Here is a 25,569-nt window from a genome sequence, read left to right as displayed (position 1 = left end):
CTTTGAAGCTGCGCTTCCGCCAACTGAACTGCCACTATGATGCTTTTGGGGACAAGCGCTGACGCCCGCCAGAAACCCCACAATCGCTCGATCCTTGGCGTCTCGCTCATGTAGATTTTCCGGCTCCCGTTGCACACACCGGCCCTGCCTGACATCGCCCCCCACATGGCAGGGATAGCGACTGCCGCCCCGTAGGGGTATGGGCTTAAGCGGAGCACTCAAGTTCGCCTGTCCGCAAACAAAGCCACCTGATTTCGTCGTTTGTTCTTGATTAAGGTGACTCATGTAGACATTGTGTCAGAAAAATTCCCAGAGGGGCGATGACACATGCAGGCTGACTTTTCGACTCTACTGGCGCAGGCCGGATACACTGTGCCAGAGGCCGCGCGCGTGCTTGGCTATTCTGAAGGCCACATCTATCGCTGGAAGCGCGGTGAGGAAATCCCCCGTGAAAGCGTGATCCGCCTGCTGAACATGGAGATCGAGCGGCGGCGCGATACGGGCGATGCGGAAAAGACCTTTACCTTCATTGATCTCTTCGCCGGGATCGGCGGGCTGCGGCGGGCTATGGAGAGTGCGGGCGGGCGCTGCATCTTCACCTCTGAATGGGACAAGTACGCCCAGCAGACCTATATGGCGAACTTTCCCGACAACCGGCTTCCGGTGGGCGATATCCGGGAAGTCGACGCCGAAGACATCCCCCGGCATGACGTTCTGGTTGCGGGCTTTCCCTGCCAGCCCTTCTCGATCGCCGGTGTGTCCAAAAAGAATGCCCTCGGCCGCGCGCATGGCTTTGAGGATGAAACCCAGGGAACGCTCTTCTTCGATGTGCTGCGCATCCTGATGCATCACCGCCCTGCGGGTTTCATGCTGGAAAACGTCAAGAACCTGAAAAGCCACGACAAGGGCCGGACCTTCGAGGTGATCCGCCGCAAGCTGACTGAGGAGCTGGGTTACACGCTGGAGACCCGGATCATTGATGCCGGGCATTTCGTGCCGCAGCACCGCGAGCGGATTGTGATGGTCGGCTTCCGTGAAGCGACCGGGTTCAGCTTTGATGACGTGCAACTTCCGACTTACGGCACCAAACGGATGCGCCATATTCTGCATCCCGAGAATGGCACGGAACAGCCAGAGGGCCATTTCACCGTTGGGTCGGATGCGGTGGTCAGCGACAAATACACCCTGACCGACAAGCTCTGGGCCTATCTGCAAGGCTATGCCGCAAAGCATAAGGCCAAGGGAAACGGTTTCGGCTTTGGCATGGTGGACGGGGACAGCATCTCGCGTACGCTTTCGGCCCGCTATTACAAGGACGGCTCTGAAATTTTGGTCAGCCGGGGTGAAGGCAACAACCCGCGCCGCCTGACGCCACGCGAATGTGCGCGCCTGATGGGCTACCCGGATGACTTCCGGATCCCGGTCTCGGATACGCAGGCCTACAAACAGTTCGGCAACTCGGTCGCGGTGCCTGTCTTTGCCGAGGTGGCAAAGGTGATGGCTCCGCACATCCTCGCGCTGACGAGAGCTGAACCGCTCAAAAAAGTTGGCTGACGTTCACGACAACAAGACCCGCAGCCGGAATATGGCGGCGATCCGTGGCGCTGATACCAAGCCTGAAATGCTGATTAGGCGCGGGCTTTATGCCCGTGGTTTTCGTTATCGGCTCCATGATCGAAAACTGCCGGGTAAGCCGGACATCGTGCTGCCAAAGCACCGTGCCCTGATCTTTGTGAATGGCTGCTTCTGGCATGGCCACGACTGCCCGCTCTTTCGATGGCCCGCAACGCGGAAGGAGTTCTGGCGCACGAAGATCACCGGCAACATCGAGCGGGACGCCCGGAATATCGACATGCTGATCGCGTCAGGCTGGCGTATCGCGATTGTCTGGGAATGTGCGCTGAAGGGACGTGGCAGGTTGTCGCCGGAGGTGGTGATTGACTCCCTGGCCCGATGGATATGTTCTGGTGACCAAAGGCTGACTCTTGAAGGCCTGAACACGAAAACAGGCGATTTGAGTTGAGCGAGCAAGGTATTTTCGATTTTGAGGGTGAAGGCGGCGGGCAGGCTGGGCTTCTGACGGACCTTCTGAGCCGGGCCGAACGGGTTCTGGTCAAGAAGCTTTCGAACAATGACCGGGACTGGGCGCGCTATGCCAACAAGCACCAGGCTGGGGTCTATATCCCGGCGGAACAGCGCGAGGGCGGGTTCTTTCCGCCGCTGGAGGTCAAGGCGCGCAAAGACCCGGATGCGGCCCCGATCCGGGAGGCCTGGTTCGAAACGCTCTGGCCGCAGGCTTCGGGCGATGCGCAGGCCAAACGCACCCGGATTGTGCATTACACGAGCAAGGGCCCTGAGACGCATATGACGCGCCTGCCGAAAGAGTGCTTTGAGCAGCTTTCGCCAGCCTCTTTCCTCGTGATGGGGCGGTATCGGCAGGGTGAAAACACCGTCTATGAATGCCTGACCATCGATTCCGCCAGCGATGAAGCCGACCTGCTACTGATGCATCTCGATATCACGCCGGATTTTCTGATCGGTGAGTTTGAGCCCGCCGTGATCCGGGCACGGGAACAAGACCGCGTTCTGGACTTCGCGGAAGAGCTGATCGCGGCCTGGAAGGCCGGTACGATCGTCGAATTCGGCCGCTCTCGTGCGGCCATGCCTAAACCCCTGGAACTGGCCGGGCTGGCGCGCGCCCGTTACCTGGAAATCCACGGTCTGGACTGCCTAGATCCTTTTGCCATCGAGCGCCCCGGTGATGCGCTCCGTGAAATCAGCCGCAGCATCGAGTGGGATATGTTCCGCGACTTCCAGCGCCGCGAGCGGGCTGTCGAGCTGGTGCGCATCGTCTTGGGTGACAAGCCACGCGACATGACCGTCGCAGAGATCATCCGGCAGCTGATCAATGAACTGCCCCGGATTGACGCGCTGATGCTGTCTGCCAGCCAGCAGCGGAAATCACGGGCGGGCTATTCCTATGAACACCATATCGAGGCGATGCTGAGCGGCGGGAAGATCCCCTTCGAAAAGCAGGTGGTCATCGAAGCGAAGAAGCGCCCCGACTTCATTCTTCCCTCGCTGGCCTTCATCAGCAGCGGTGAAGTCCTCGCCGCGACAGGCCTGATACTGAGCGCCAAAACCACCCTGCGCGAACGCTGGAAACAGGTCGAGCGTGAGAAGGGTGAACGCAGGCTGTATCTCACCACGGTCGATGAGAATATCGCGGGCAACGCCATTCAGGACATGGCGGGCATCGGCGTCCAGCTCGTAATCCCCGAGAGCCTGATGGACGCCAAAGAAACCGAATATGCCGGGCACGCGAATGTGCTGACCTTCCGGCGGTTCTGCGATGAAGTGGTGCAGCCGAACTTGGCGGTTTGGGCGTAGTGCGATGGCCGGTTGTTTAGGCATGAAGGGCGGGAAGACGTCAATCGCTGCAAACGCATGAGAGCCGGTAGGCATCCAAGGGCACGGCACTCTGGAGGACGGGCCAGGATCAAAACTAGGCACCAAGGCCTCCGAGGTTGCATCTCAAGGCAAGTGAACGGCCCACCACCCACTATTTAATTTCCAACGCCCACTGTGAATTCATAAAGCGAATAGTCAGACATGTGAAGACTGACAGGGCCCTTGGCGGTTGAGCGCGGCTACCCACCCGCATGACAAGCATATATACAGACACCAGCGCAGCAATTCCTGCGCGGGAGAAACCGATATAATGAAACTTACACGCATTGAAATCTTCAATTTTCGCAAGTTGCGGCGCGCCCGTCTGGACCTTTCGGACAAGCAGACGCTGCTCGTCGGGGCCAACAACAGCGGCAAGACATCGGCCATGAAGGCGCTGCGCAAATTCCTCAAGGATTGCGGCGGTATCGACTCGCGTGATGTTACAGCCTCCAACTGGGCCGCGATCGAACAAACCGCTAGCGCCTGGACACAGGAGGCTGAGGCGGATCTCAGCCCGCTCCTGGCTCAGCTTCCGTTCCTCGACGTCTGGCTCCATGCTGACACGTCAGAGTTGCACCATGTCGCGCATTTGATCCCAACACTTACCTGGACTGGCGGTCTGCTGGGCGTGCGCCTGCGCATGGAGCCAAAGAAGGGGGCGGACATCAAGGCGCAGTACCTGGCTGCGCGAGAGGCCGCTCAGACGCTACGACCCGGCGGCGCAACGGCCGACGGCTTCGCGCTTTGGCCACGCGACTTTCGGGAATTTCTGGACAAGCGCCTGAAGGACCTGTTCGAGCTCAACGCCCATATTTTGGACCCTGCGAGCTTCACCACGACAGGGCCGGTGGAGCCAAATCCCCTGCCGCCCTTGTCGGAGGGGATCGGTGCGAACCCATTTGCTGGCCTCATCCACATTCGTGAGATCAACGCGCAACGCGGTTTCGCAGATGCAGGAGACAGTAAGGGCGACGACGATGAGCCGAGGAACGCAACCAGCCGGAAGATCGCCAGCCAGATACAGCCTTATTTTCGCAAACATATCGACCCCGAAACAGACCCCACGCCGAACGACATCAAAGCGCTCAAAGCCATCCATGATGCCGAAACCACCTTCAATGCCCGTCTCAAGGATGGTTTCGCCGATGCCATCAAGGAACTGGAAAATCTTGGCTACCCCGGCGGACTTAACAATCCGAAACTCTCCATTGCCACGCAGATCAAACCCGTTGACGGACTCGATCACCCGGCGGCCGTGCAATACGATATCTCTGGCAACGCATCTGGGGTGAAACTGCCTGAAAGCTACAACGGCTTGGGCTTCCAGAACCTGATCTCCATGGTTTTTCAGCTCATGCGTTTCCGGGATGACTGGATGCAGGTGGGCAAGTTCAAATCACAGGTGGTGACCCCGGACGACAGGGGCATCGAACCCCTGCAACTGGTGCTGATTGAGGAGCCGGAGGCGCATCTGCATGTTCAGGTGCAGCAGGTCTTCATGGCTAGGGCACATAAGGTGCTGCGCAACCATGAGGATCTGGAGAGGGAGGACTCGGCTTTTACCACGCAACTGGTGGTGAGCACCCATTCGGGCCACATTGCGCACGCCGCTGCGTTTGATGAGTTGCGCTATTTCAAGCGCGAGCTACCCGGTAACGGAGTTGTGCCTACGGCCAGTGTGGCGAATATGACGGGGCTCTTTGGCGCGGACACACAAACCCGTCGCTTCGTGACGCGCTATCTGCTGAGCACACATTTTGACCTGTTCTTCGCCGACGCCATCATCGTGATCGAGGGCGCCGCGGAGCGGATTCTGCTGCCGCATCTGATCCAGCATCACTACCCTGACCTGGCTGCGGCCTATCTATCCTTCCTAGAGCTGGGGGGCAGCCACGCGCACCGCATGCGTCCCTTGATCGAGGCACTGGAGGTGCCGACGCTGATCATCACCGATCTCGATGCCGTGGCGAAGGTCGACAAAGACGGAAAGACTGTCTCGCAATCGGCCCGACCACGCTCGGGAGCGGCTCAAATCACCGTGAACCACGTGCTGAAAACCTGGCTCCCCGGAATCGTGGAGATCGATACGCTAATGGCCGCGCCGCCGAATACGCTCTGTCATACCGATGCCACCCGCCCAATCGCCGTCGCCTACCAGACCCCGCAAGAGGTGACGCAGGGTGCGCAGACCCAAGCCATCACGCCCATCACGTTTGAGGATGCTCTTGTTCTGGCCAATGCGGAGACCGTGACGGACGCAGCAAAGGCAGGGTTCGCTTGCCGCATGACTCGTGCTTTTGCGAAATCCATCACCGCAGAGCCCACGCCTGAGGACCTTGCCACGGCGCTCTTTGATCGATTGGCAAAATATCCGGAGAAGGCCGCCTTTGCCCTGGATCTTCTATACATCGAAGACATCAAAGTGTTGCGCGCGCCCCCCTATATCGAGAAGGGCTTGATCTGGCTCGCCGACACACTGACGGGCGGGGAGGGCGCGGCGTGACAGACGTGACCGACGACAACCGCGATGCTGACGCTGACGCGACGATCCGCGCGTGCCTGTCCCTCGATAAGCCACGCAGCTTCTTTCTCTTTGCCGGGGCGGGATCTGGAAAGACGCGATCTCTCAAGGAGGCACTTGAGGGATTGGACGCACAGACCCTGACCACCTTACGCAAACACAGCCGCAAGATTGCCGTCATCACCTATACTAACGCCGCCGCAGATGAGATCACACGCCGCGTCAAGGCCGATCCGGTGTTTCAGGTGCAGACTATCCACAGTTTCGCCTGGTCGCTGATCGAGGGGCGCACAGCTGATATTCGGGGCTGGCTAGAAAGCAACCTGCGGACAGAAATTGCCAAGATCCAGGCAGCCCATGCGAAGGGCCGGGCGGGCAACGCCCATGACGAACGCGTCAGGAAGATGGCCTCCAAGACAAAGCGGCTGGAGCGCCTGGCCGAGATCCGCACCTTCACCTACGCGCCAGAAGGGGACAATTTCGGCCGCGATGCGCTTCAACATACCGAGGTAATTGCGCTCGCCGCGCATTTCCTGACCGAAAGCGAGACGTTTCAGAACATCGTTCTGGCGCGCTACCCGTTCATCCTGATCGACGAGAGTCAGGACACGATGAAACCGTTGATGGAGGCGCTTTTGACCTTCGAAGCGCGCCATCGCGGCCGCATCGTCTTGGGGTTGCTCGGGGACACGATGCAGCGCATTTACACCGATGGTTTGCGCGATCTCGACAAACGGGTGGGGGATTTCGCGCAACCGGCCAAACAGATGAACCACCGCAGTCGCGCGCGGATCGTGGACCTGGCGAATGCGATCCGGCGCGACGATGATGGCCGCCAGCAGCGGGCGCGCGCAGACAAGCCGGGGGGCACCGTGCGTGTCTTTCTTGCGCCAAACGAGGGCACGGATCGCGCAGCCTTCGAAGCCTCCGCCCGAGCGGAAATGGCCCGCATCACCGGAGATTCCGCGTGGCAGAACGCGGAGGCGATCAAGACCCTCACGATTGAGCGTCACATGGCCGCCGCGCGTCTTGGTTTCAGTGAGCTGTTTGAGCCCCTGAGCAAACCCGACAAGCTCAAGGACGGGTTTCGCGACGGTACCTTGCCCGCGATGCGGCTTTTCACCCACCGGGTCTTGCCTTTGGTGACGGCACAACGGAATGGGGATGCCTTTGCCGCGATGGCAGTGCTGCGCGACGGCTCACCGCTGGTCGACAAGCGAGATATCCGGGCAGGGCGCGCGGGCCAAGCCACTGGCCTCGACGTGGCACGGGCAGGCGTCGCGGCGCTGAAGGCGCTGTTTGAGGGCGAACGGGATCCGAGTTGTGCCGAAGTGTTAGCGGTCGTGGCCGAGCACCGGCTGTTCCCGATTCCCGACCAGCTTCGGCCCTGTTTGCCGGACGGCAGTCCCGTGGCTCAGGACATGGCCGACATCCTTGCCGAGCTTGGTTCCTTCTTTGACGAGCTGGACCAGACCGCGTCCAAGGCCACACCAGCCACCGACACCACTATCACCAAGGCTTGGACGCTGGCGCTTGGTGCCCCGTTTTCCCAGGTGGCGCGCTACCTCGCCTATGTTGAAGACCGCAGCCCCTATGGCACCCACCAAGGGGTCAAGGGGCTCGAATTTGCCCGGGTCATGGTGATCGCCGATGACGCCCACACGCGCTTCAAGGGGCTTGCTTCCTACGAGACACTGTTCGAGGTGAAGCCCCTTGGGTCAACCGCGCAGAAGAAAGCAGACAACGGTGAGGAATCCACGATCGAGCGCACACGCCGCTTGCTCTATGTCACTTGCACCCGTGCTGAAGAGAGCCTCGCGCTTGTGCTCTATTCCGAGGCCCCCGACACGATCCGCACGTTCCTGAGCTCCAACGGATGGACGGCCGAGGACGAGGTCGTGATGGCTGCGGCCGACGGAACCTATCAGGAAGCTTCAGTGCAACGCTGAACCAGTTCTGTAGTGACCGCTTTGGGCTAACAGGATTCAGAATTGCCAAGCAAAGCGTCTACAAATCTAGGGACACCTCATTGCACCCATCGTGCTTCTTGCGCTTTCTATGGTTTGTACCCATCTTCGGTGTATGGACCTAATATACCCAATAAATTTCGTCGGCCACGATGAGTGGATAGACAGTGGATACGAACCCAAACTGGCGCATGGCGACGTCGTCACTCGCGACGGTGAAGTTCTCGGAAGCTGGCGAGTCGTAGATTACGACTCCAAAGACGAATATTCGAGTGGGCGCTTTGAGTTCATCTTGAACGGGGCAAGTGCGGTGAAATTCTCTGAGGATTTTGCGATGCTCGATGTCCGGACCAGCCGTGGGTTCACGTTATCAAACCTGACAAGAGCAATCCGCGCATGGCACCAAAATGAACAGCAATGAGAATTGGCCCACGTTTGCTTGCCTTGGTTGGGGGTCATTGATCTGGGAGCCTGGAGGCCTGCCCATTTCGCACGAATGGCACGGAGACGGACCAGACCTGCCGCTTGAATTCGCGCGAAAATCAAAGGATGGCCGCATGACACTTATTGTGTGTAAGCAGGGTACTCTGTGTTCGACACTTTGGAACACTTTGTCATCTACATCGCTAGATGAAGCGCGCGAGGCACTTGCCGAGCGCGAAGGCCTTCCAAGTACTAAGAATGCAGCATTTTGGACTGGTTCTGGCTCATCTGGTCACCATGGTGCGGAGCTTGTTGGGGCTTGGGCGAATAAACGTGGCTTCGCGGGCGTCGTATGGACTGGTCTTCCCCCAAAATCACCAGTCACGGATCAGAACGACGACCATCCGTCAATTGAGGATGTCATCTCGCATCTTCGCGGTCTCAAGGGAAACTCTGCGGTTCGGGCCGAAGAGTACGTTCGCAGAGCTCCAAACCAGATTTCGACTTCATACCGAGCTCGCATTATCGAAGAGTTCGGTTGGAACTGACTGATCCATCGTAGAATCCCAAACCAAGGTCGGCTCTAAAGACGCTGCAATGCCGCATCGGTTGGCAAGGCCAATGTCCTCAATTGGTCGTTCATGAAATTGCGAGCCGGTGACGGGCAGGTACGAAAGGCGGCGAGAACTGTTCTACGGATCATTCATCGCTTGTGTGGGCGGGTTGTGTGCCAATGGGCTGGCGCCTCGCTGACAGGCTGGGTTCAGGGGCGCAGCGCCTGATCGACATTTTGCGGGTGGGTGCGTCAGCAGCCGGGCCCCGCAAAATAATATTCGGTCACCAATACTTAGCGAGAACCACGAAGTTGGATCATGATGGATCAACTTAGGTCATTTTCCCGACCCCGATATCAGTCTGACGTGAAACGAAACACAGCCTTGGATTGTGGCGGGTCAGACACCGCATTCTGGGGGACTAGCGCGGCAACACCAAGCGCACGGTCGAGATCTCGCCGCGCTGAGGCTTCGATGTCGCGCCACGCTGGGGTTGCTTCAATTGTCCCCGCCAGAGTGTCAGGCCGTGAGGGCCAGCCGAACATCCGCTGCGCCGTGCGGGCGATCCGGTCTGCCAGTTCTTCCCACCGGAACCAGCGGGGTATCGCGGCGGCCAACCGGCTGGTCCAGTCCGTCACCATTGCCAGCATGTCGCGAAACCTCTCCGAAAGGCTGACACCCGGAGAGTCTGCGCTCAACGCATCGAGCCCCTCAAGAATGATCGGATCGACGCAGGCATGAAGTGCCGCGTTTTCATCGGCGTTTCGGGCCGGATAGCCACGCGGGTCTGTCCGGCGATCCAGACGCGCCAGCAGACGTTCATCTGTTTCTGCGACAGCAAGTGCGCTGATCAAACCTTCCGCTGCCAACCTCTGCCCAAGTTCAGCTTCTTGCAGCCACTGCGCAGCCGAGCGCTGTGAAGCGGCCAGCTCGCGTGCTTCGGCCTGCTCGGCCCGATCGTTGGCTGACGTCGCGCGTCGTTCTGCTTTTTCCGCATCCTTCAGGAGTGCGATACGGTTCTGCTCAGCCTTCCAGGTTGTCCTGTCTAGGCGGCGGCGCTTTGGCCCGGTGCGGGCCTGCCCGTGTTTTGATCCGACCTCGCTGTGATAGCGATCCTGCCAAGTGCTCATCACCCTCCGATAAGATCGCGATGGCGATCCTGACCAGCGATTCCTTATGTGCTCGTCCTGGGCAACGTGCCCTTCATGGCACAGCTTTGAATTCATGCGCGGGTTGGCGTCTGAGATCAGGGGCAAGGCGAGAATATGCAGGTGCGGATGAGACTCATCGCGGTGTTCGACGATCGTCATGACTTCGAGGCTGTTCGCCTCTGCATCGCGCTTGGCGAAGGCAATCACGGCTTCGCGCCACGCCTGATATTCTTCATTATCCGCGTCTTCGACGGTATCGGGATAGCTGAACACCGATGCCACCAGAACGTGCGTATCGACACGGATCCCGCGCAGTTCGGCCTTCTGGTCGGGGCATTGCTTGCGCAATTTTCTTAAGACCCGGTTCTGCTCGGCCACGCGTGCCTCGATCATGCCAATCAGGTCGCGCGGCTGCATCCCTTCTAGGATGCCGGGAGGCTGAGGGCATGGAACATACGGACAAGCACCCTCCAGCCGCTCAAGCTCTTCGATGATCGAGCGAACGGACCTGCTCTTGGAATTACCTTTCTGGCTGTAGGTTTGCTTATGGGCGAAGATAGATTTTCCCGTTACTGGCGGCACGTCAGTCATGGCACCCACCTTTGGCGAAAGCGATCAGTTCACCCAGCAGCCGGTCAAGAACGGCACTTTGGCGTGCTTCGCTCCGCACCATGCTGATGAACGCCGCAGCAGTATCCCTCACCCGGCATTTATCAGAGCGCCCAGCATTGTGATCGGCCACCAAAAGGCACAGAGCTGCCCTCGATCCGCCCAAAATCTCGCACTGGCGCTGCCAGATACCCTGCGCGATACCGATCTGACAGCCGCGCTCCCGCGCCGCCAGCTTAAGGCTTCGCCATGTTGCTGATCCCCCTGGCTCACCCATCGCGTAAAACTCAATAAGCTCACGAAACTCCAGGCCAGCCAGTCGCAAAGCAAGCGCGGGGCTGACGCGCACCGGCCGCGCTTCGCACTGCTTCTCAGCCCTACAGGTTTTATTGATATTTTCTTTACTTGTATTGGGTGGGGGTGAAATGTCGCACTGGTGGGGCTTTTCACCCCTACGGACTTCCGCAGAAAAATCTTCCCAGACCTCTTCCAAGGCTTCGGCCACCTGCTTCAGGCGCTCGAAGCTCTGAATGGTAGACGGGCGGCGGTTCGGCAGGATTTCTTCAGCGGCCTTTATTGCACCCTCGAAGCACAGCCTGCGAATGTCTCCGAACAGCTTTTTGATCCGGGCGCGCAGCCGTTCGGCCTCCTCCTCTTCAAAGGTCGCCATTCGAGCCGCCGCCTGAATCTCGGCGGCACGCGCAATCAGGGGCGCGAGGTTGATCCCGAATTCGTGGCCGATCCTGCCATCTCTTCGGGAGCCTACGCGGCGACTGTGATCGGAAGCTGATTTCGCCAGAAAGCCCCGCTCAATTAAACTAGCCTCGATCCGTGCGACCTGCCGCCGGTCAAGCCCGGCCTGCGATGCGGTTTTCGTTATCGAAATCCAGAAACCGCAAATCCGGCCAGCAACGTAATCTTCATCCATTATGTTGGAGATCGCGACCTTCAGATAGGCGATTGCGCCCTTGCTGAGTCCGAGCTGCCGCCGGGCTCTCTCGATCAATCCAAAGAACTGCCAGCGCGTCATGCCCTCCGGGAGGCCACCATGCGTAAGATGCTGCGTCATGACAGCACCTCTTTTCTGGACGGCATCTCTCTGGTGATGCTATAAGCGTCGGGAAAGTCGGATACTTTCACATGCACTTTGACCCCGGTTTCGGTTACCGCCGAGCCGGGGTTTTCATTTGGGCTGCACCTGGCCGCAGCAGCGTGAAGAGCGGATATCTGTACAGGTTTTGTACAGACGAAGCCCGGATTCCGTCCGAAATGGACCGGAAAATCATGCAAACTGCTGCATGAAGCTCCAAGGTTAATCCGGCAGTCATTTGATTTTAAATAAGAATTTGGTGACCCCGGCAGGATTCGAACCTGCAACCTGCCCCTTAGGAGGGGGCTGCTCTATCCAGTTGAGCCACGGGGCCGTGCCAGGCTCTCTGTAACCGGGATTTTCCGGGTTGTCATCGCCTTTGCACAATTGTTGTACACACTGACCTGTTCACGCTACCATCGGACAAAACAACAACGCAGGTGCCTCCCGTGAACAGTGAAACCAAACGCCCGCTTACCCTTCGTGATGTGTCCGAGGCTTCCGGAGTATCCGAGATGACGGTAAGCCGGGTTCTGCGTAACCGGGGGGATGTGTCTGACGCCACCCGCACCCGCGTTCTGGCCGCCGCCAAAGAGCTTGGCTATGTCCCCAACAAGATCGCGGGCGCATTGGCGTCCAGTCGGGTTAATCTGATCGCGGTGATCATCCCTTCGCTTTCGAACATGGTCTTCCCCGAGGTGATGACGGGCATCAACCAGGTGTTGGAAGACACCGAATTGCAACCCGTGGTCGGGGTAACCGATTATCTGCCCGAGAAAGAGGAAAAAGTGCTGTACGAGATGCTCTCGTGGCGGCCCTCTGGCGTGATCATTGCGGGGCTTGAACATACCGAAGCTGCGCGCGCCATGCTGGATTCGGCGGGTATTCCAGTGGTCGAGATCATGGACACGGATGGCAAGCCGGTGGATGCGATGGTGGGGATCTCACACCGCCGCGCGGGGCGCGAAATGGCGCAGGCAATCCTGAAGGCCGGATATCAGCATATCGGTTTCATGGGCACCAAGATGCCACTGGATCACCGCGCACGGAAGCGGTTCGAAGGCTTTACCGAAGTTCTTGGCAAACACGGGATCGAGATCGAGGATCGCGAGTTCTACTCCGGTGGATCGGCCCTGGCCAAGGGGCGCGAAATGACCCAGGCTATGCTGGAACGCTCGCCCGAGCTGGATTTTCTGTATTACTCGAACGATATGATCGGGGCCGGTGGTCTGCTGTACCTGTTGGAACAGGGTATCGATATTCCGGGACAGATCGGCCTGGCAGGCTTTAACAATGTCGAGCTTTTGCAGGGCCTGCCCCGAAAACTCGCGACGATGGATGCCTGTCGTCTGGAAATCGGCCGTCAAGCTGCCCAGATCATCGCCGAACGTCTGGAAAATCCTGATACCGAGATCGAGACACGCGTTACTCTGACCCCCACGATCAGCTATGGTGACACGCTGAAACGGCGATGAACACACCCCTGAAAAGGCTCGACAACCGGACGGCACGGGCGATCTTCATGGACCGCCACGCTTTGGGCGAACAACCCTCGGGTTCAGGCAAAGGTGTCGCGCTTCTGGATCTGATCCAACGGCTTGGGTTTGTTCAGCTTGACAGCATCAACACCGTTGCCCGAGCACATGACATGATCCTGTTCTCGCGCAGGCCCGCCTATCGCAGCGCCAACCTGAAAAGGCTCTATGAAAGGGACAATGCGCTATTCGAGCATTGGACGCACGATGCGGCGGTCATTCCGATGGAGTTCTATCAGCATTGGCATCTGCGCTTTCAGCGGGATGCGGATATGTTGAAGGCGCGGTGGAAGAACTGGCGGCGGGATGGGTTCGAACAGCAGTTTGACACAGTGCTGCAACACATCCGCGACCATGGGGCGGTGTCGTCATCGGATGTTGGCAAGGATGAAAAGAAGGGCTCGGGCGGGTGGTGGGACTGGCACCCATCTAAAACCGCGTTGGAGTATCTGTGGCGCTCGGGTGCCCTGACCGTCGTTGGTCGGGATGGCTTCCAGAAACGCTATGATCTGACAGAGCGCGTGATTGAAACACATCTCTGCCCCGGCAGCACGCCCTGTGATGCCGAGGGGACCGTGGATTGGCTGTGCAACGCCGCACTGGACCGGCTGGGATTTGCAACATCCGGAGAGTTGGCGGCTTTCTGGGACACCGTCAGCGCGGCTGAGGCAAAAGACTGGTGCGCCGCGGCGCTGGAAAGTGGCGATATTGAAGAAATCGAGGTTACCTGTGCCGATGGGCGCTTGCGCAAGACATACGCCCGACCAGATCTGACGACCGAAGTACCGCAGCCACCAGGCCGCATTCGCGTGCTCAGCCCGTTTGATCCCATGCTGCGCGACCGCAACCGGGCCGAGCGGCTGTTCGGCTTTCACTACCGCATCGAGGTTTTCGTCCCCGAGGCCAAACGAACCTATGGATACTACGTTTTTCCGCTGCTTGAGTGCGACCGTATGATTGGCCGTATCGATATGAAAGCCCACCGCGATCGTGACCTGCTTCACGTCAAAGCGCTCTGGCCCGAGCGCCGGGTCCGCTGGTCAGATGCCCGTACCCGACGCCTGAACGCCGAGCTGGACCGGGTGCGGCGACTGGCCGGTGTGGAACATGTGACTTTCGCCAAGGACTGGCTGAAAGAACCTGTTTAGGGTCTATTCTGCGTCTGACAGGGTCAACTTGACCGGCTCCAGCCTATCAATCTTACCTGTCAGAACATCCCCCGCAACAACCGGACCAACACCAGCCGGTGTACCGGTCAGGATCAGGTCACCGGGGCGCAGGTGGTAAAAGCCGGACAGGTGCATGACAATCTCGTCGATCTTCCAGATCAGCTCCTCCAGGGTCGCGTTCTGGCGCAACTCTCCGTTTACGCTTAGCTGAATGCGTTTGTCATCCTCCGGGGTCCAATCGGCAGCTGGTGTCAACGGGGCAAAGACCGCTCCGTTTTCGACGTCCTTTCCCAGATCCCAGGGCCGCTGCTTGTTGCGCTCGCGGATTTGCAGATCACGACGCGTCATATCCAGGGCGCAGCCATAGGCATAAACGGCTTCCCACGCCTGCGCACTGGTTGCGCGAAACACGGGCTTTCCAATGGCCAATGCCAATTCCATCTCATGATGGTAATTCTGGGTCCCGGCAGGATAAGGAACCGTCGCACCCGAGAGTACGGCGTTCGGGGCGGATTTGGTGAAGTAGAAAGGTGCCTCGCGATCCACCTCATTCCCCATTTCTGCGGCATGGGCGGCATAATTTCGACCGACGCAGAAGATCCGTCCAATGGGATATCCGGCTGCCGCGCCGACAACGGGGATGGTGATCGGGTCCGGAAGCGAAAAAAGGCTGTTTGGCATGATAATCCCTGAAGGTTGCGTAGCTGCCATATTACGTCTGCCAGACCCTCCAGCAAGCCCGGAAAACACGCTGTATTTCGCCAATCTCGAAGTGGTGTTTCAGCGTGAAACGGCTCAATTCTGACCTGATTGACTGACGCCGTGTCAAAAATTGGTTTCATCAGTTTTTATGGTCTCACCAGTACACAAACAGGTCGAAACAACTCTTGGCTCAGTCAAAAGCCGGGCAAAATCCTCAGGTGGTCAGGACCGCTCCGATTTCGGTGCGGTGTCATAATTCAGAACAGCAGCTTTGGTAAAGCATTCCACCAAAGTGACGTCGGCAAACCATAGGCTGACCCATTTACCGGTCGGCTAAGCCTAAATCAGTTTCGGAGAATATAGGTGCAAGGCCCCTCCCCCAAGGGCCGAAAGACCCTGTTCAGAGCCACATCACAGGCTTTTCATATACTCCGAAGCACAGGCCGGACCGTCAGGTTTGACGTAACCGGTCTTGGGCCAGGCACCAACGACCAGTCCGGGTCTGGCCGCCCCGTCGGAGACTCCCCCTACAGTTTCCGGCGGGGTCACTGCCGAAGACATCTCATGCAGTGCCAATGATCAGGATTCGAGGTCCTTCAACTCGTTCAGCAGATCCAGCAGTAACTCATGCTTGTCCGGTCCAAGCTGAGATCGAATACGTTCCGCCTGGGCCGTGCTTGCAGCCAGATTGGCACGAATGATCTGAACCCCTTTTGTGCTGATCTCAACAACCTGACGTCGTCGGTCTGCCGGATGGCTGCGCCGCGTGATCAGTCCGCGGTTCTCCAGCTTTTGCAGAATGCGCGTCAGGCTTGGCAGCAACAGGCAGGCGCGATCGGCGATGTGGGTCGGCTCTTGCGGGCCTTCTTCATTCAACACCCGCAACACCCGCCACTGCTGTTCCGTGACACCAGCGTCAGCCAGCATTGCTCGAATGGGTCCCATAACCTTTTCCCGCGCCCGCAAAAGCGCAATGGGCAAAGATCGCGACGTCAGAGGGAGATCGTCGGTCATAAGAAAATTATCACCGAAATCCGGGATATAAGCAAGCAACCCGACACGCAGCAGCAGCGCCCACTCCCGTATACGCACGTTATGCGGGCCGATTTCAGGCTGGACAATTAGGAACGACCGTTGATGATGCGACCGAGGTCCATTTCATGTCCTTCTCACCTGCTCCGGCTCAAATATGAGGTTTCAGCATGTCAGCCCCAAAGAATATGTTCAAACAGGCTCTAATAAAGGGCGAACAGCAGATTGGTTGCTGGATGAGCTTTGCTGAATCCGTCACCGCCGAGATCATGGGAACCGCGGGTTTCGATTGGCTGGTGATCGATGGTGAACATGCGCCAAATGAGATCCGCTCGATCCGGGATCAACTGACAGCTTTGGCCGGTAGCGCATCTCATCCCGTTGTTCGGGTCCCTGTTGGAGAGACCTGGCTGATCAAGATGGTTCTGGATGCTGGTGCCCAAACAGTACTGGTTCCGATTGTCGAAAGCGCCGCGCAGGCGCAGGATCTGGTCCGTGCCTGCCGCTATCCACCGGACGGGGTGCGGGGTGTTGGCGCAGCGGCATCGCGCGCCACGATGTATGGGTCGACAAGCGACTATATCCAGACCGCAGATCAGGAAATCTGCCTGTTGTTGCAGGTAGAAACCCGCGCCGGAGTGGCCGCGTTGGATGACATTCTTCAAGTCGAAGGTGTGGATGGCGTTTTCATTGGCCCCGCTGATCTGTCAACCGACATGGGGTACAAGGGCAACAGCACCGCACCCGAGGTGCGTGCGGTCATCGCGGACGCCCTGGCCCGGATCAAGGCCGCAGGCAAAGCGCCGGGCATCCTTGCCACCAATGACGAAGCGCGTCAGGCCTATCTGGACATGGGCGCCCAATTTCTGGCGGTCGGCATTGATGTGATGCTGCTGGCACAGGCGGCACGCGCGCTGGCCGCGCAATGGAAACCTTCCTAGACATTCAAGTGCGCATGGCCGTAGCGGCCTGCGCATAGCCGCCCGAGGCACCATCAACAAAATGCACATGGTCATCCCGTGTGGCCGAGGGGACGATACATGTCATCATCGCCTCGTCCTGTGCGTGCAAACCGTATCTGATTTTCCCACGGCGACGCGCCTCTTCAAGCAGGTGTTCGATTTGGCGCAATGTGTCCGGATCGCAGTCGAGCGTCATTTTCAGCCCGTCATCAAACTTTCGGTAATCGGCATTACTACTGACCATATGTCTGTAATGGTCCGGCTCAAAGCGTCCCATCCGCAGGCCAGTTTTGAACAATACCGCGATCAACAGGTTTTGAACCAGCAGAACGAGCTTGTGCAAAATCACATGACGCCCGTTGCGCGACACATGTGCGTCGATGTCAAGGCCGGGTGGAGGCCATGTCATGGGCGGACCCTTTTCCGACACCGGATGGCCAGCACGCTCAAGCGCTTCCGACGCGGACAAGACGGATTGCGCAAGATCGGCAAAGTCCCGTTCGGTTGCTGACGGTGTGGGCTGTACGACCAGTGAAACGATCTGACCGTGACGGGCCGGGCTGTTGGACCACCTGCAAGAAAGGCCTGTCAGATCCGGCTGCGCACCTGGCCCTGCGGGTGTGACCATATTTTGCCCGGCTTTCATCCCGGCCTCGGCCCAGGCCAGACCGCCGCCGGAAAACATGGCGTAATCCACTCCGGCAGAGGGTGCATAGCGCGCAACACGCAGATCCTTACCCGCTTTGCGAATATCAGCCACCGACACCAGCGCCGCCCGTAATGGCATGGAGAACTCTTCATCCGCCCAGCGCCGCAAATCCGCCAGCGTAGTCCGGGCGGTTTCAGCTTTTCCGGGTGGAACAGCAAACCCAGCCCCATCGCCGCCAAAGACGTATGGAAACAGCGCGCCGTCCATTGCATTGATCATGGCCGAAATTACCGCAGCGCCCACAGTATTGACGGTCTTGTACCGGCCCCGCGCGATTTCGCCTGTTGAATCGACAATGTCAGCAACACCCAGAACCCAATCATCGGGCAGTTTTGAAAACTGTGCGGGGTCTGCCAGGCGGGTAAAATCGCGCTGCAAGGGAAGGTTTTCGTAAAATGTGAACTGGAGGTCTTTCATGCTCCCCCTCGGAATCAATGTTTTGACAAAGATAGCCGGAAGGCGAGCCATGTCCTGACTTTGAAACATAATACACAGGCTTGTGCGTTGCATCACGGCGTGCCAAGCATTTTCCTCGGACGAGCAGGAAAGGGCTGAAGATGCAGGCAGGTTTGGTGGTTTTATGCCTGGGCTATGTGCTCAGCCAATTTTTCCGCGCTTTCCTTGCGGTTCTCAGCCTGGATCTGGAACGTGACATAAGTGCCATGCCCGAAGATTTGGCCTTTGCTTCCGGTCTTTGGTTTATTGTATTCGCCGTCATGCAGATCCCGGTCGGATGGGCGCTGGACAGGATTGGTCCCCGCCTCACGTCCGCCGCGCTGCTTCTGGTGGGCGGGGCAGGTGGAGCGGCGGTTTTTGCAGCCGCAACAACGCCCCTGCACATCAGCATAGCCATGGGCCTGATCGGTGTCGGGTGCTCTCCGGTCCTAATGGCCTCCTACTATATCTTTGCGCGTGAATACCCCCCGGCGCGGTTTGCCACATTGGCCGCCGTGATGTTGGGCGCAGGGTCCGTTGGAAATCTGGTGGCTTCTTATCCAACCGCGCTTGCCGTGGAATGGATGGGGTGGCGCGCAACGATGGTCGGGCTGGCCACAGTGTCCGCCGCAATCGCATTGGGCCTGTGGCTGACTGTTCACGACCCGGCGAAGGTCGAAACAGAACACAAGGGATCCCTGCTGGATCTGCTGAAGGAGCCTGCCCTGTGGCTGATCCTGCCCTTGATGCTGGTTGCTTACGCCCCCTCTGCTGCGCTGCGAGGGCTTTGGGCCGGGCCTTACCTGAACGATGTCTTTGGCTTAAGTGCCACTCAGATCGGCACTGCAACGCTGATCATGGGTGCGGCTATGATTGCGGGCACTTTTGTCTACGGACCGCTGGACCGCGTTTTTGGTACCCGGAAATGGGTGGTTTTCGCTGGCAACGCACTGGGCGCAGCTGCGTTGGGCTTGCTCTGCTTGTGGATCGAGGATGCAACATGGCTGTCTGTCCTGCTGATGGCCGTAATCGGCTTTACCGGTGCCAGCTTTCCGGTCATCATGGCCCATGGTCGGGCCTTCGTGCCTCCGCATCTGGTGGGGCGTGGTGTGACATTGCTGAATCTTTTCGGCATCGGCGGCGTTGGCATTGCTCAATTCGTCACCGGACGTATTCACGCAGCCACCGTGCAAGACGGATCAACGGCACCCTACACCGCAATATTCGGGTTTTTTGCGGTCACCCTTGCCATTGGTTGCGTGATCTATCTATTCAGCCGGGATAGTGTGGATTGACGCAGCCATCAGGAGAGTCCGTTGAAAGACCCCGTTGTCATAGCCCCAAATCTGAAACGCAGACTTTCGGGCGTAACAGCAACCATCGCAAGGCTGGTTCCTCTGCAGGCGCAATGGATCGAAATCGCCGCCACTGGACCGGGTCTGCCCGCCGACACGCCGCACATCCCGCTGGGTCGACTGCCCTTCCTGTCGCGTCGTAAAAGGCGGGTCTGGCACGCACGCCGCAACACCGAGATGTTGCTGGGGCTCATCCTGCGCGATGTGTTCCGGTTAAAGCTCAAAATGCTGTTCACAAGCGCGTCCCAAAGGCCGCACACAGGCTATACCAAATGGCTGATCGGAAAGATGGATGCGGTCGTTGCAACCTCGCGCAAAACCGCAGGGTATCTTGAGCGAGACTCGCAGGTGGTGATGCATGGCATCAACGTAGAAGACTTCGTTCCGCCTTCAGACAAGGCCGCCGTCCGTGCTCGGCTGGGGCTGCCGGATGGGGTACTGTTAGGGTGTTACGGCCGTATTCGACACCAAAAAGGCACGGATGCCTTTGTCGACGCCATGATTGACGTGTGCGGGCGGTTCGACACAGTGTCAGGCATCGTCATGGGCCGGGCAACCGAGAAACACACCGCATTTCTGGCCGAACTGAAGGATAAGGTCGCGAAGGCTGGCTTGTCGGATCGCATCCTTTTCAAGCCCGAGGTGACCGTAGATCAGGTTGCTGAATGGTATCAGGTTCTGGACCTGTTTGTTGCGCCACAAAGGTGGGAGGGGTTTGGTTTGACCCCTCTTGAAGCAATGGCCTGCGCTGTTCCGGTTGTAGCCACAGATGTCGGTGCGTTCTCCGAGATCATAACTGATCCATCCTTTGGAAAGGTGGTGGCCCCCGATGATGTTCCCGCCTTGGTCGAGGCGATTGCCCAGATGTTGAAATGCAATGATTCCCTGTCACAAGCGGGTCAGGCATCCCGCACCCATGTCGAGCAGAATTTTGACATTCAGGGCGAAGCAAAGACGCTGGTTGCGCTATATGAACGACTTTTGAACGATTGAACCGCTTGAATTCAGCATCAGTCGTTGAAAACCCCGCTGATAGCCCTTTTTTCTTCGCCGCAACGCGGCTATGAACGCGCGTCCTTAACTTTGGAGACATGAAATGGGCTATCGCGTCGTAGTCGTCGGCGCCACGGGCAACGTGGGCCGCGAAATGCTGAACATTCTGGCTGAACGCCAGTTCCCGGTTGATGAACTTGCCGCCCTGGCAAGCCGTCGCTCGCTGGGTACCGAAGTAAGCTTTGGCGACAAGACCCTTACGACCAAAGATCTGGACACGTTCGATTTCACCGGCTGGGACATGGCGCTGTTTGCCGTGGGTTCCGAGGCGACCAAAGTCTACGCTCCAAAGGCGGCGGCCGCGGGTTGCGTGGTGATCGATAACTCGTCGCTCTATCGCTATGACCCGGAGATTCCGCTGATCGTGCCGGAATGTAACCCGCAGGCGATCCACGACTACAAGAACAAGAACATCATCGCCAACCCCAACTGCTCGACAGCGCAGATGGTTGTCGCACTGAAGCCGCTGCATGACCGCGCCAAGATCAAGCGCGTTGTTGTGTCGACCTATCAGTCAGTTTCGGGTGCCGGCAAAGAGGGCATGGATGAGCTTTGGGATCAAACCAAGGCCGTCTACAACCCAACCACCGAAGTCGCTCCGAAGAAGTTCCAGAAACAGATCGCCTTCAACGTCATTCCGCAGATCGACGTCTTCATGGAAGACGGCTCGACCAAGGAAGAGTGGAAGATGGTTGTCGAGACCAAGAAGATCGTCGATCCGTCGATCAAGGTCACCGCAACCTGCGTCCGCGTTCCGGTCTTCGTCGGCCATTCCGAGGCCGTGAATATCGAGTTCGAGGAATTTCTGGACGAAGACGAAGCCCGCGATATCCTGCGCGAAGCGCCGGGCATCATGGTGATCGACAAGCGCGAAGCCGGTGGCTACGTCTCGCCCATCGAGTGCGCAGGCGACTTTGCCACATTCATCAGCCGCATCCGCCAGGATTCGACCATCGAAAACGGTCTGAACCTGTGGTGCGTCAGCGACAACCTGCGCAAGGGTGCCGCCCTGAACGCGGTTCAGATCGCCGAACTGCTGGGCCGTGAGGTCCTGAAAAAGGGCTGACAATCCAGCCTTTGCAAAAACTAAAAAAGAAACCCGCTGTTTGATCAGCGGGTTTCTTTTTAGAAAGCCAAACTTGCGGAACAAGACTGGCTTTGTGCATCAAGCATTTGGAATGTTGATAATATATTCAAACTACAATATTCAACTTTTCTGATCCGATAAAGCGTTGGACTTACTAAAACACTATCTCGGTTAATTAAATGGTGAACCGCCGTGGCTCGAGCCTTTTTCGATAAGCTAGAAGCAATCTTACGTCCAACTCCCAAAATCCGTATCGAAAATTTCGAGCGCGACCCAAAAGTAAGCTACGTCTCATCTAATAGCCCATTGAGCCAAGGCCCGTTAGGTTCAGAAATCGCTCGAACAGGACGCCTAAACTCGAATGAGTTTGCCGCCTGCATTGAAGAACTCAATCTTCCTCATACTCACCATCGCAAGTATTGGGAGCTGGCTTTCATTTTACAAGCTTTGCGCGAACGCGACCTACTCCAGCCCGGAATCAAGGGCTTGGGTTTCGCAGTTGGTAAGGAAAGAATCCCTGCCTACCTCGCAGCGAAGGGCTGCGAAGTTCTAGCGAGTGATCTGGCTGACAACAACAAGGGTAATGAAGGTTGGGAGACAACTGGCCAATGGAGCGCATCAGTCGAAGATTTACTTTTCTCTGAGATCTGCTCAAAGGAATTATTTAAGAAGAGCGTCAAATTTCGCCCCATTGATATGAACGATATTCCCAGCGATATCTCAGGGTACGACTTTACCTGGTCCACGTGTTCTTTCGAGCACTGCGGTTCTCTCGAACTCGGAGTTCGTTTTTTGGAGAAACAGATGGACTGCCTGCGTCCCGGTGGGGTCGCTGTGCATACAACGGAATTCAACCTATCATCAAACACCCGGACGTCAAAAGGCGGAAAGACCGCAATCTATCGCCTACGTGACATTGAAGATGCTGTGAAACGCCTTCAATCCAAAGGACACAAAGTGGAGCCGTTGGATATTCGCTTAGGCGACGATCCACTTGATTTAACCGTGGACAGGCGCAAAGGGGATCCAAGACAGTACTCTGGCACCAAGCACATGCGATTGCTGATGAAGGGGTACGTTACAACTTCTATAGGCTTGATAATCACTAAGTCTACAAAGCCAGTGCTGCGTTAGTTTAAGAAACGCGCAATGAAATTGTGTTGAATAGACCCGAGAATTTTCGGCACCTCGGGTGGCAACCGTTAATCAGAAAGCAAGGACGACAAAACCTTGCATCTGGGCTCGAAGCGGACCTCCGGTAACTTACACAGACCCACTTTCATCACCCGTTCCTCTCTAGTGGAACCTTTAGGCTCATCAGTCCGAACGAAATGTTCAAATACCGGTCCTGAATTCGGAACATTCCCCCGACCAGTTGACAAATTCAGGCGTGCTTGCCAGCTAAGCACGGATCTGAACGCAACGGATGAGACAGAGCAGACAACAGGTGGTGCCCTGCACAGGGCATCAGAGGCAGAGCATGGGAAATTCGGCCAAACGCAGAATTGGAAGATACCTGATCACAGGATGTACAGGCATTCTGGTTGGGCTTATCCTCATCGGGTTTACCGGACAATTCCTGGCGGTCGGAGATTCCTTTGCGCTTTTCCGCCCGCAAGCTGGCGTTCTGCTTTTGCCGTGTGCGGCGATCCTGCTGTATATGCGCGCCAGAAACCTTGCTTTGGTCACCCTGGCCTTTGCCGCTGTTGCTGTGGGATCAATCGCAACCAGTTTCGCCGCCCCGCCCAAGGACTGCGACGGTCCGTGTCTGACCCTGTATCAAAAGAACCTCATGAGCCGGGCGTGGCCCCGGTATTCGCTGGCCGACGACATCATTGAATCCGATGCTCAGATCGTGACGCTGCAGGAAGTCTCGAGTCACAACCGCGAATACATGAGCAACCTGTTCGAGCATTACCCCGAAAAGGTGATCTGTGAGTTTCGTCCCGAACAAAACGTTGCCATCCTGACAACTTTGCCGATTGTCGAAGGGTCCGGGTTCTGCCTGAAAGGTCATGGTCTTGTCGGAATACAAGTCGAAGCTCCGGACGGGTCTTTGGTCTGGATCGTATCGATCCACCTGAACTGGCCTTTTCCTTATGACCAATCAACCCAAAGCCGGATCATTGCGGAACGCATTGCGGATCTGGATGGCCCGGTTCTGATAGCCGGGGATTTCAACATGGTTCCTTGGGGTGCAAGCGTCCGGCGGATCGCGGCGGCAGCAGACAACCAGAGTTTTGGGGCCGTCCTGAACACTCATGATCTTGGCAGCTGGCACCTACCGTTGCCAATCGACAACCTTTTGTTCCCGAAGGGAACAACCGGAACAGTCGAACTGCGCCCCTTCATGGGATCCGACCATTTCGGCAAATTCGCGCGGTTTCGCTTGGACTAATCCGCGAGGTCTCCGCCGCCTTGGTGGACATACCAGAACGCATGTCGTGATCCCAAGAAGGGTCTAGGTGTTATTTTCGATCAGCACTTTCAGATTATTCAACCCCCGCTCGTAATCGCCGCCAACCCATTTATCCATCATCACCCCCATCCAGCGGGACATGGGGTTGAGCCCCAGATCGGATTCGAACCCCCAAGTCACATTGGTTGCGTCACCATCGGGTTTCAGAGTGAACGAAGCCGACGCCGTGCCCATCTGCCCAAAGTCCAGATCTGTTTTGACCAGTTGATTTTCCACGCTTTCGACGATTTCCTGCGACCCCGTACCGACCTGTGCGTGATCCGAGCTCCAGTTCAACTTGTTACCGACACCTTCCTCGGGGCCACTGTAGCTTAGTTTCGTCTCCGGATCGCGTGACAGCCAGGGTGACCATTTCTCGGTCGCTTGCATGGAATTCACAAACGGAAAGATCACTGCAGCCGGGGCGTCGATGGTGATGCTGCGGGACACTTCCGCCTTGCCGGGCAACACGTATGAGACGGCGACGAACAGAAAAACAAGAAGGCACAGCCCTGCGAGAATTCGTTTAAGTATCTTCATAGCAAGCTCCAAAATCAAACGTCATGTGTGGAGCATACGAAAAAACGGCCCGGAATCAGAGCCGTATTCCGCATCATTTATTTGCTATGAACTGTCGTCAGACCGGAACGAATTTCTTCTGTATGGGGTCGAAACTCTCTAACCCGCCAGCGCCGATATCGGTCCACAACCCGTGCAGGCTCAGGGTGCCCTGTTCGACCGCTGACGAGATGAACGGGAACGTCATCAGGTTTTCAAGAGACGCAACAACCGACTGGCGTTCCAGCTGCCGGGCTTGTTCGAGGCTGTCTTCGATATCAGCGACAAGTTCGAATTTTGGTTTCAGAATGTCCATCCAGCGACCGACAAAGCTTTCCTTTGCGTCCAGTTGCGGCGCCTGACCCTTGCACATGTCGATACAGCCCTGAACACCACCGCATTGCGAATGGCCAAGAACCATCAGATGCGCAACCTTGAGAGAAGTGACGGCGTACTCGATTGCTGCGCTGGTACCGTGATGATCGCCGTCCGGCGCATAGGGTGGCACCAGATTGGCGATATTGCGGTGGATAAAGAAATCGCCCTGATCGGCACCGAACATCGAGGTCACATGGACCCGGCTGTCGCAGCAGGAAATCACCATCGCCCGGGGCCGCTGCCCTTCATCTGCCAGCCGCTTGAACCAGACCTGGTTTTCCGAATATGTGGTCGCTTTCCAGCCGTGATACCGCGTGACCAGATAGCTCGGCAAAGGTTTGGCAAATTCCATTACGGTGTCCCCGTTC

At 57.6% G+C, this 25,569-nt stretch carries 20 protein-coding genes and 1 tRNA gene; 13 read left to right on the top strand and 8 right to left on the bottom strand.

Translation table 11 applies throughout. The annotated features are described in order from the left end of the window. Positions 1-327: 327 nt before the first annotated feature. The 5 genes from dcm to ACR3E2_RS13320 all read left to right on the top strand — a co-directional run bounded on the left by dcm (position 328) and on the right by ACR3E2_RS13320 (position 7,923). The gene (gene dcm / locus ACR3E2_RS13340) at positions 328-1,554 is read left to right on the top strand and encodes a DNA (cytosine-5-)-methyltransferase (protein WP_480482392.1); all 1,227 of its coding nucleotides are present in this window, start codon (positions 328-330) and stop codon (positions 1,552-1,554) included. Next, positions 1,547-2,023 (top strand): very short patch repair endonuclease, encoded by a 477-nt coding sequence (locus tag ACR3E2_RS13335; RefSeq protein WP_480492783.1) that lies wholly within the window; start codon positions 1,547-1,549, stop codon positions 2,021-2,023. The genes dcm and ACR3E2_RS13335 overlap by 8 nt, the downstream gene beginning before the upstream one ends. Beyond that, the gene (locus ACR3E2_RS13330; protein WP_480482396.1) at positions 2,020-3,390 is read left to right on the top strand and encodes a type II restriction endonuclease; all 1,371 of its coding nucleotides are present in this window, start codon (positions 2,020-2,022) and stop codon (positions 3,388-3,390) included. Before ACR3E2_RS13335 ends, ACR3E2_RS13330 begins: the two co-directional genes overlap by 4 nt. 331 nt (positions 3,391-3,721) lie before the next feature. Continuing rightward, the gene (locus ACR3E2_RS13325; RefSeq protein ID WP_480482398.1) at positions 3,722-5,956 is read left to right on the top strand and encodes an ATP-dependent nuclease; all 2,235 of its coding nucleotides are present in this window, start codon (positions 3,722-3,724) and stop codon (positions 5,954-5,956) included. Continuing rightward, positions 5,953-7,923 carry a UvrD-helicase domain-containing protein gene (locus tag ACR3E2_RS13320; RefSeq protein ID WP_480482400.1) on the top strand — a complete coding sequence of 657 codons (1,971 nt, stop codon included), beginning with the start codon at positions 5,953-5,955 and terminating at the stop codon, positions 7,921-7,923. The genes ACR3E2_RS13325 and ACR3E2_RS13320 overlap by 4 nt, the downstream gene beginning before the upstream one ends. Before the next feature lie 1,351 nt (positions 7,924-9,274). Here the strand turns inward: ACR3E2_RS13320 and ACR3E2_RS13315 are convergent. The 3 genes from ACR3E2_RS13315 to ACR3E2_RS13305 form a co-directional block, all read right to left on the bottom strand. Further along, entirely contained in the window at positions 9,275-10,660 is a 1,386-nt protein-coding gene (locus tag ACR3E2_RS13315; RefSeq protein WP_480482402.1) for a plasmid recombination protein, read from the bottom strand. Further along, positions 10,653-11,747, bottom strand: coding sequence for a helix-turn-helix domain-containing protein (locus ACR3E2_RS13310; RefSeq protein WP_480482404.1), 1,095 nt, complete (start codon positions 11,745-11,747; stop codon positions 10,653-10,655). The genes ACR3E2_RS13315 and ACR3E2_RS13310 overlap by 8 nt, the downstream gene beginning before the upstream one ends. Positions 11,748-12,025: 278 nt before the next feature. Next, positions 12,026-12,102 (bottom strand) — tRNA-Arg (locus ACR3E2_RS13305). Between the two features lie 115 nt (positions 12,103-12,217). Here ACR3E2_RS13305 and ACR3E2_RS13300 point away from each other — a divergent pair. Continuing rightward, entirely contained in the window at positions 12,218-13,243 is a 1,026-nt protein-coding gene (locus ACR3E2_RS13300) for a LacI family DNA-binding transcriptional regulator (RefSeq protein ID WP_267366879.1), read from the top strand. Then, on the top strand, positions 13,240-14,451 hold the full coding sequence (locus ACR3E2_RS13295; RefSeq protein WP_480482406.1) for a winged helix-turn-helix domain-containing protein: 1,212 nt from the start codon (positions 13,240-13,242) through the stop codon (positions 14,449-14,451). Before ACR3E2_RS13300 ends, ACR3E2_RS13295 begins: the two co-directional genes overlap by 4 nt. Before the next feature lie 3 nt (positions 14,452-14,454). Here the strand turns inward: ACR3E2_RS13295 and ACR3E2_RS13290 are convergent, their stop codons facing one another. Together ACR3E2_RS13290 and hpaR are read right to left on the bottom strand one after the other, a co-directional pair. Next, complete coding sequence (locus ACR3E2_RS13290) at positions 14,455-15,153, bottom strand: fumarylacetoacetate hydrolase family protein (RefSeq protein ID WP_480482408.1); 699 nt, start codon at positions 15,151-15,153, stop codon at positions 14,455-14,457. 600 nt (positions 15,154-15,753) lie between these two features. Then, entirely contained in the window at positions 15,754-16,188 is a 435-nt protein-coding gene (hpaR, locus tag ACR3E2_RS13285; RefSeq protein ID WP_480482410.1) for a homoprotocatechuate degradation operon regulator HpaR, read from the bottom strand. Positions 16,189-16,376: 188 nt separating this feature from the next. Between hpaR and ACR3E2_RS13280 the strand changes: the two genes are divergently transcribed. Next, positions 16,377-17,147, top strand: coding sequence for an HpcH/HpaI aldolase family protein (locus ACR3E2_RS13280; RefSeq protein ID WP_480482412.1), 771 nt, complete (start codon positions 16,377-16,379; stop codon positions 17,145-17,147). 4 nt (positions 17,148-17,151) lie between these two features. Here the strand turns inward: ACR3E2_RS13280 and ACR3E2_RS13275 are convergent, their stop codons facing one another. After that, positions 17,152-18,294, bottom strand: a complete 1,143-nt coding sequence (locus ACR3E2_RS13275; protein WP_480482414.1) for a DUF3095 domain-containing protein — start codon at positions 18,292-18,294, stop codon at positions 17,152-17,154. Positions 18,295-18,434: 140 nt separating this feature from the next. Here ACR3E2_RS13275 and ACR3E2_RS13270 point away from each other — a divergent pair, with 140 nt between their 5' ends. From ACR3E2_RS13270 to ACR3E2_RS13250, 5 genes are all read left to right on the top strand, one after another. Next, positions 18,435-19,607: an MFS transporter gene (locus ACR3E2_RS13270; protein ID WP_480482416.1), complete on the top strand. Its 1,173-nt coding sequence runs from the start codon at positions 18,435-18,437 to the stop codon at positions 19,605-19,607. A 21-nt stretch (positions 19,608-19,628) separates the two neighbouring features. Then, positions 19,629-20,660 (top strand): glycosyltransferase family 4 protein, encoded by a 1,032-nt coding sequence (locus tag ACR3E2_RS13265; protein WP_480482418.1) that lies wholly within the window; start codon positions 19,629-19,631, stop codon positions 20,658-20,660. 103 nt (positions 20,661-20,763) lie between these two features. Then, positions 20,764-21,786, top strand: coding sequence for an aspartate-semialdehyde dehydrogenase (locus ACR3E2_RS13260; RefSeq protein WP_480474325.1), 1,023 nt, complete (start codon positions 20,764-20,766; stop codon positions 21,784-21,786). A 213-nt stretch (positions 21,787-21,999) separates the two neighbouring features. Continuing rightward, entirely contained in the window at positions 22,000-22,941 is a 942-nt protein-coding gene (locus ACR3E2_RS13255; protein WP_480482420.1) for a class I SAM-dependent methyltransferase, read from the top strand. Between the two features lie 346 nt (positions 22,942-23,287). Further along, the gene (locus tag ACR3E2_RS13250) at positions 23,288-24,205 is read left to right on the top strand and encodes an endonuclease/exonuclease/phosphatase family protein (protein WP_480482422.1); all 918 of its coding nucleotides are present in this window, start codon (positions 23,288-23,290) and stop codon (positions 24,203-24,205) included. A 63-nt stretch (positions 24,206-24,268) separates the two neighbouring features. Here ACR3E2_RS13250 and ACR3E2_RS13245 read toward each other — a convergent pair whose 3' ends face one another. Then, the gene (locus tag ACR3E2_RS13245; protein ID WP_480482424.1) at positions 24,269-24,805 is read right to left on the bottom strand and encodes an SRPBCC family protein; all 537 of its coding nucleotides are present in this window, start codon (positions 24,803-24,805) and stop codon (positions 24,269-24,271) included. A 97-nt stretch (positions 24,806-24,902) separates the two neighbouring features. Beyond that, the gene (locus tag ACR3E2_RS13240) at positions 24,903-25,553 is read right to left on the bottom strand and encodes a carbonic anhydrase (RefSeq protein WP_267363919.1); all 651 of its coding nucleotides are present in this window, start codon (positions 25,551-25,553) and stop codon (positions 24,903-24,905) included. Positions 25,554-25,569: the final 16 nt, after the last annotated feature.

The sequence above is a fragment of the Ruegeria sp. AL7 genome (assembly GCF_056536105.1).
This window is presented reverse-complemented; position numbering and strand designations above follow the sequence as displayed.

What these genes read in the sequence shown, in the direction of transcription:
- ACR3E2_RS13245 (WP_480482424.1), bottom strand. Translation starts at nt 24,805, where the DNA reads ATGAAGATACTTAAACGAATTCTCGCAGGGCTGTGCCTTCTTGTTTTT.
- hpaR (WP_480482410.1), bottom strand. Translation starts at nt 16,188, where the DNA reads ATGACCGACGATCTCCCTCTGACGTCGCGATCTTTGCCCATTGCGCTT.
- ACR3E2_RS13295 (WP_480482406.1), top strand. Translation starts at nt 13,240, where the DNA reads ATGAACACACCCCTGAAAAGGCTCGACAACCGGACGGCACGGGCGATC.
- ACR3E2_RS13290 (WP_480482408.1), bottom strand. Translation starts at nt 15,153, where the DNA reads ATGCCAAACAGCCTTTTTTCGCTTCCGGACCCGATCACCATCCCCGTT.
- ACR3E2_RS13315 (WP_480482402.1), bottom strand. Translation starts at nt 10,660, where the DNA reads ATGACTGACGTGCCGCCAGTAACGGGAAAATCTATCTTCGCCCATAAG.
- dcm (WP_480482392.1), top strand. Translation starts at nt 328, where the DNA reads ATGCAGGCTGACTTTTCGACTCTACTGGCGCAGGCCGGATACACTGTG.
- ACR3E2_RS13250 (WP_480482422.1), top strand. Translation starts at nt 23,288, where the DNA reads ATGGGAAATTCGGCCAAACGCAGAATTGGAAGATACCTGATCACAGGA.
- ACR3E2_RS13280 (WP_480482412.1), top strand. Translation starts at nt 16,377, where the DNA reads ATGTCAGCCCCAAAGAATATGTTCAAACAGGCTCTAATAAAGGGCGAA.
- ACR3E2_RS13275 (WP_480482414.1), bottom strand. Translation starts at nt 18,294, where the DNA reads ATGAAAGACCTCCAGTTCACATTTTACGAAAACCTTCCCTTGCAGCGC.
- ACR3E2_RS13310 (WP_480482404.1), bottom strand. Translation starts at nt 11,747, where the DNA reads ATGACGCAGCATCTTACGCATGGTGGCCTCCCGGAGGGCATGACGCGC.
- ACR3E2_RS13270 (WP_480482416.1), top strand. Translation starts at nt 18,435, where the DNA reads ATGCAGGCAGGTTTGGTGGTTTTATGCCTGGGCTATGTGCTCAGCCAA.
- ACR3E2_RS13325 (WP_480482398.1), top strand. Translation starts at nt 3,722, where the DNA reads ATGAAACTTACACGCATTGAAATCTTCAATTTTCGCAAGTTGCGGCGC.
- ACR3E2_RS13240 (WP_267363919.1), bottom strand. Translation starts at nt 25,553, where the DNA reads ATGGAATTTGCCAAACCTTTGCCGAGCTATCTGGTCACGCGGTATCAC.
- ACR3E2_RS13260 (WP_480474325.1), top strand. Translation starts at nt 20,764, where the DNA reads ATGGGCTATCGCGTCGTAGTCGTCGGCGCCACGGGCAACGTGGGCCGC.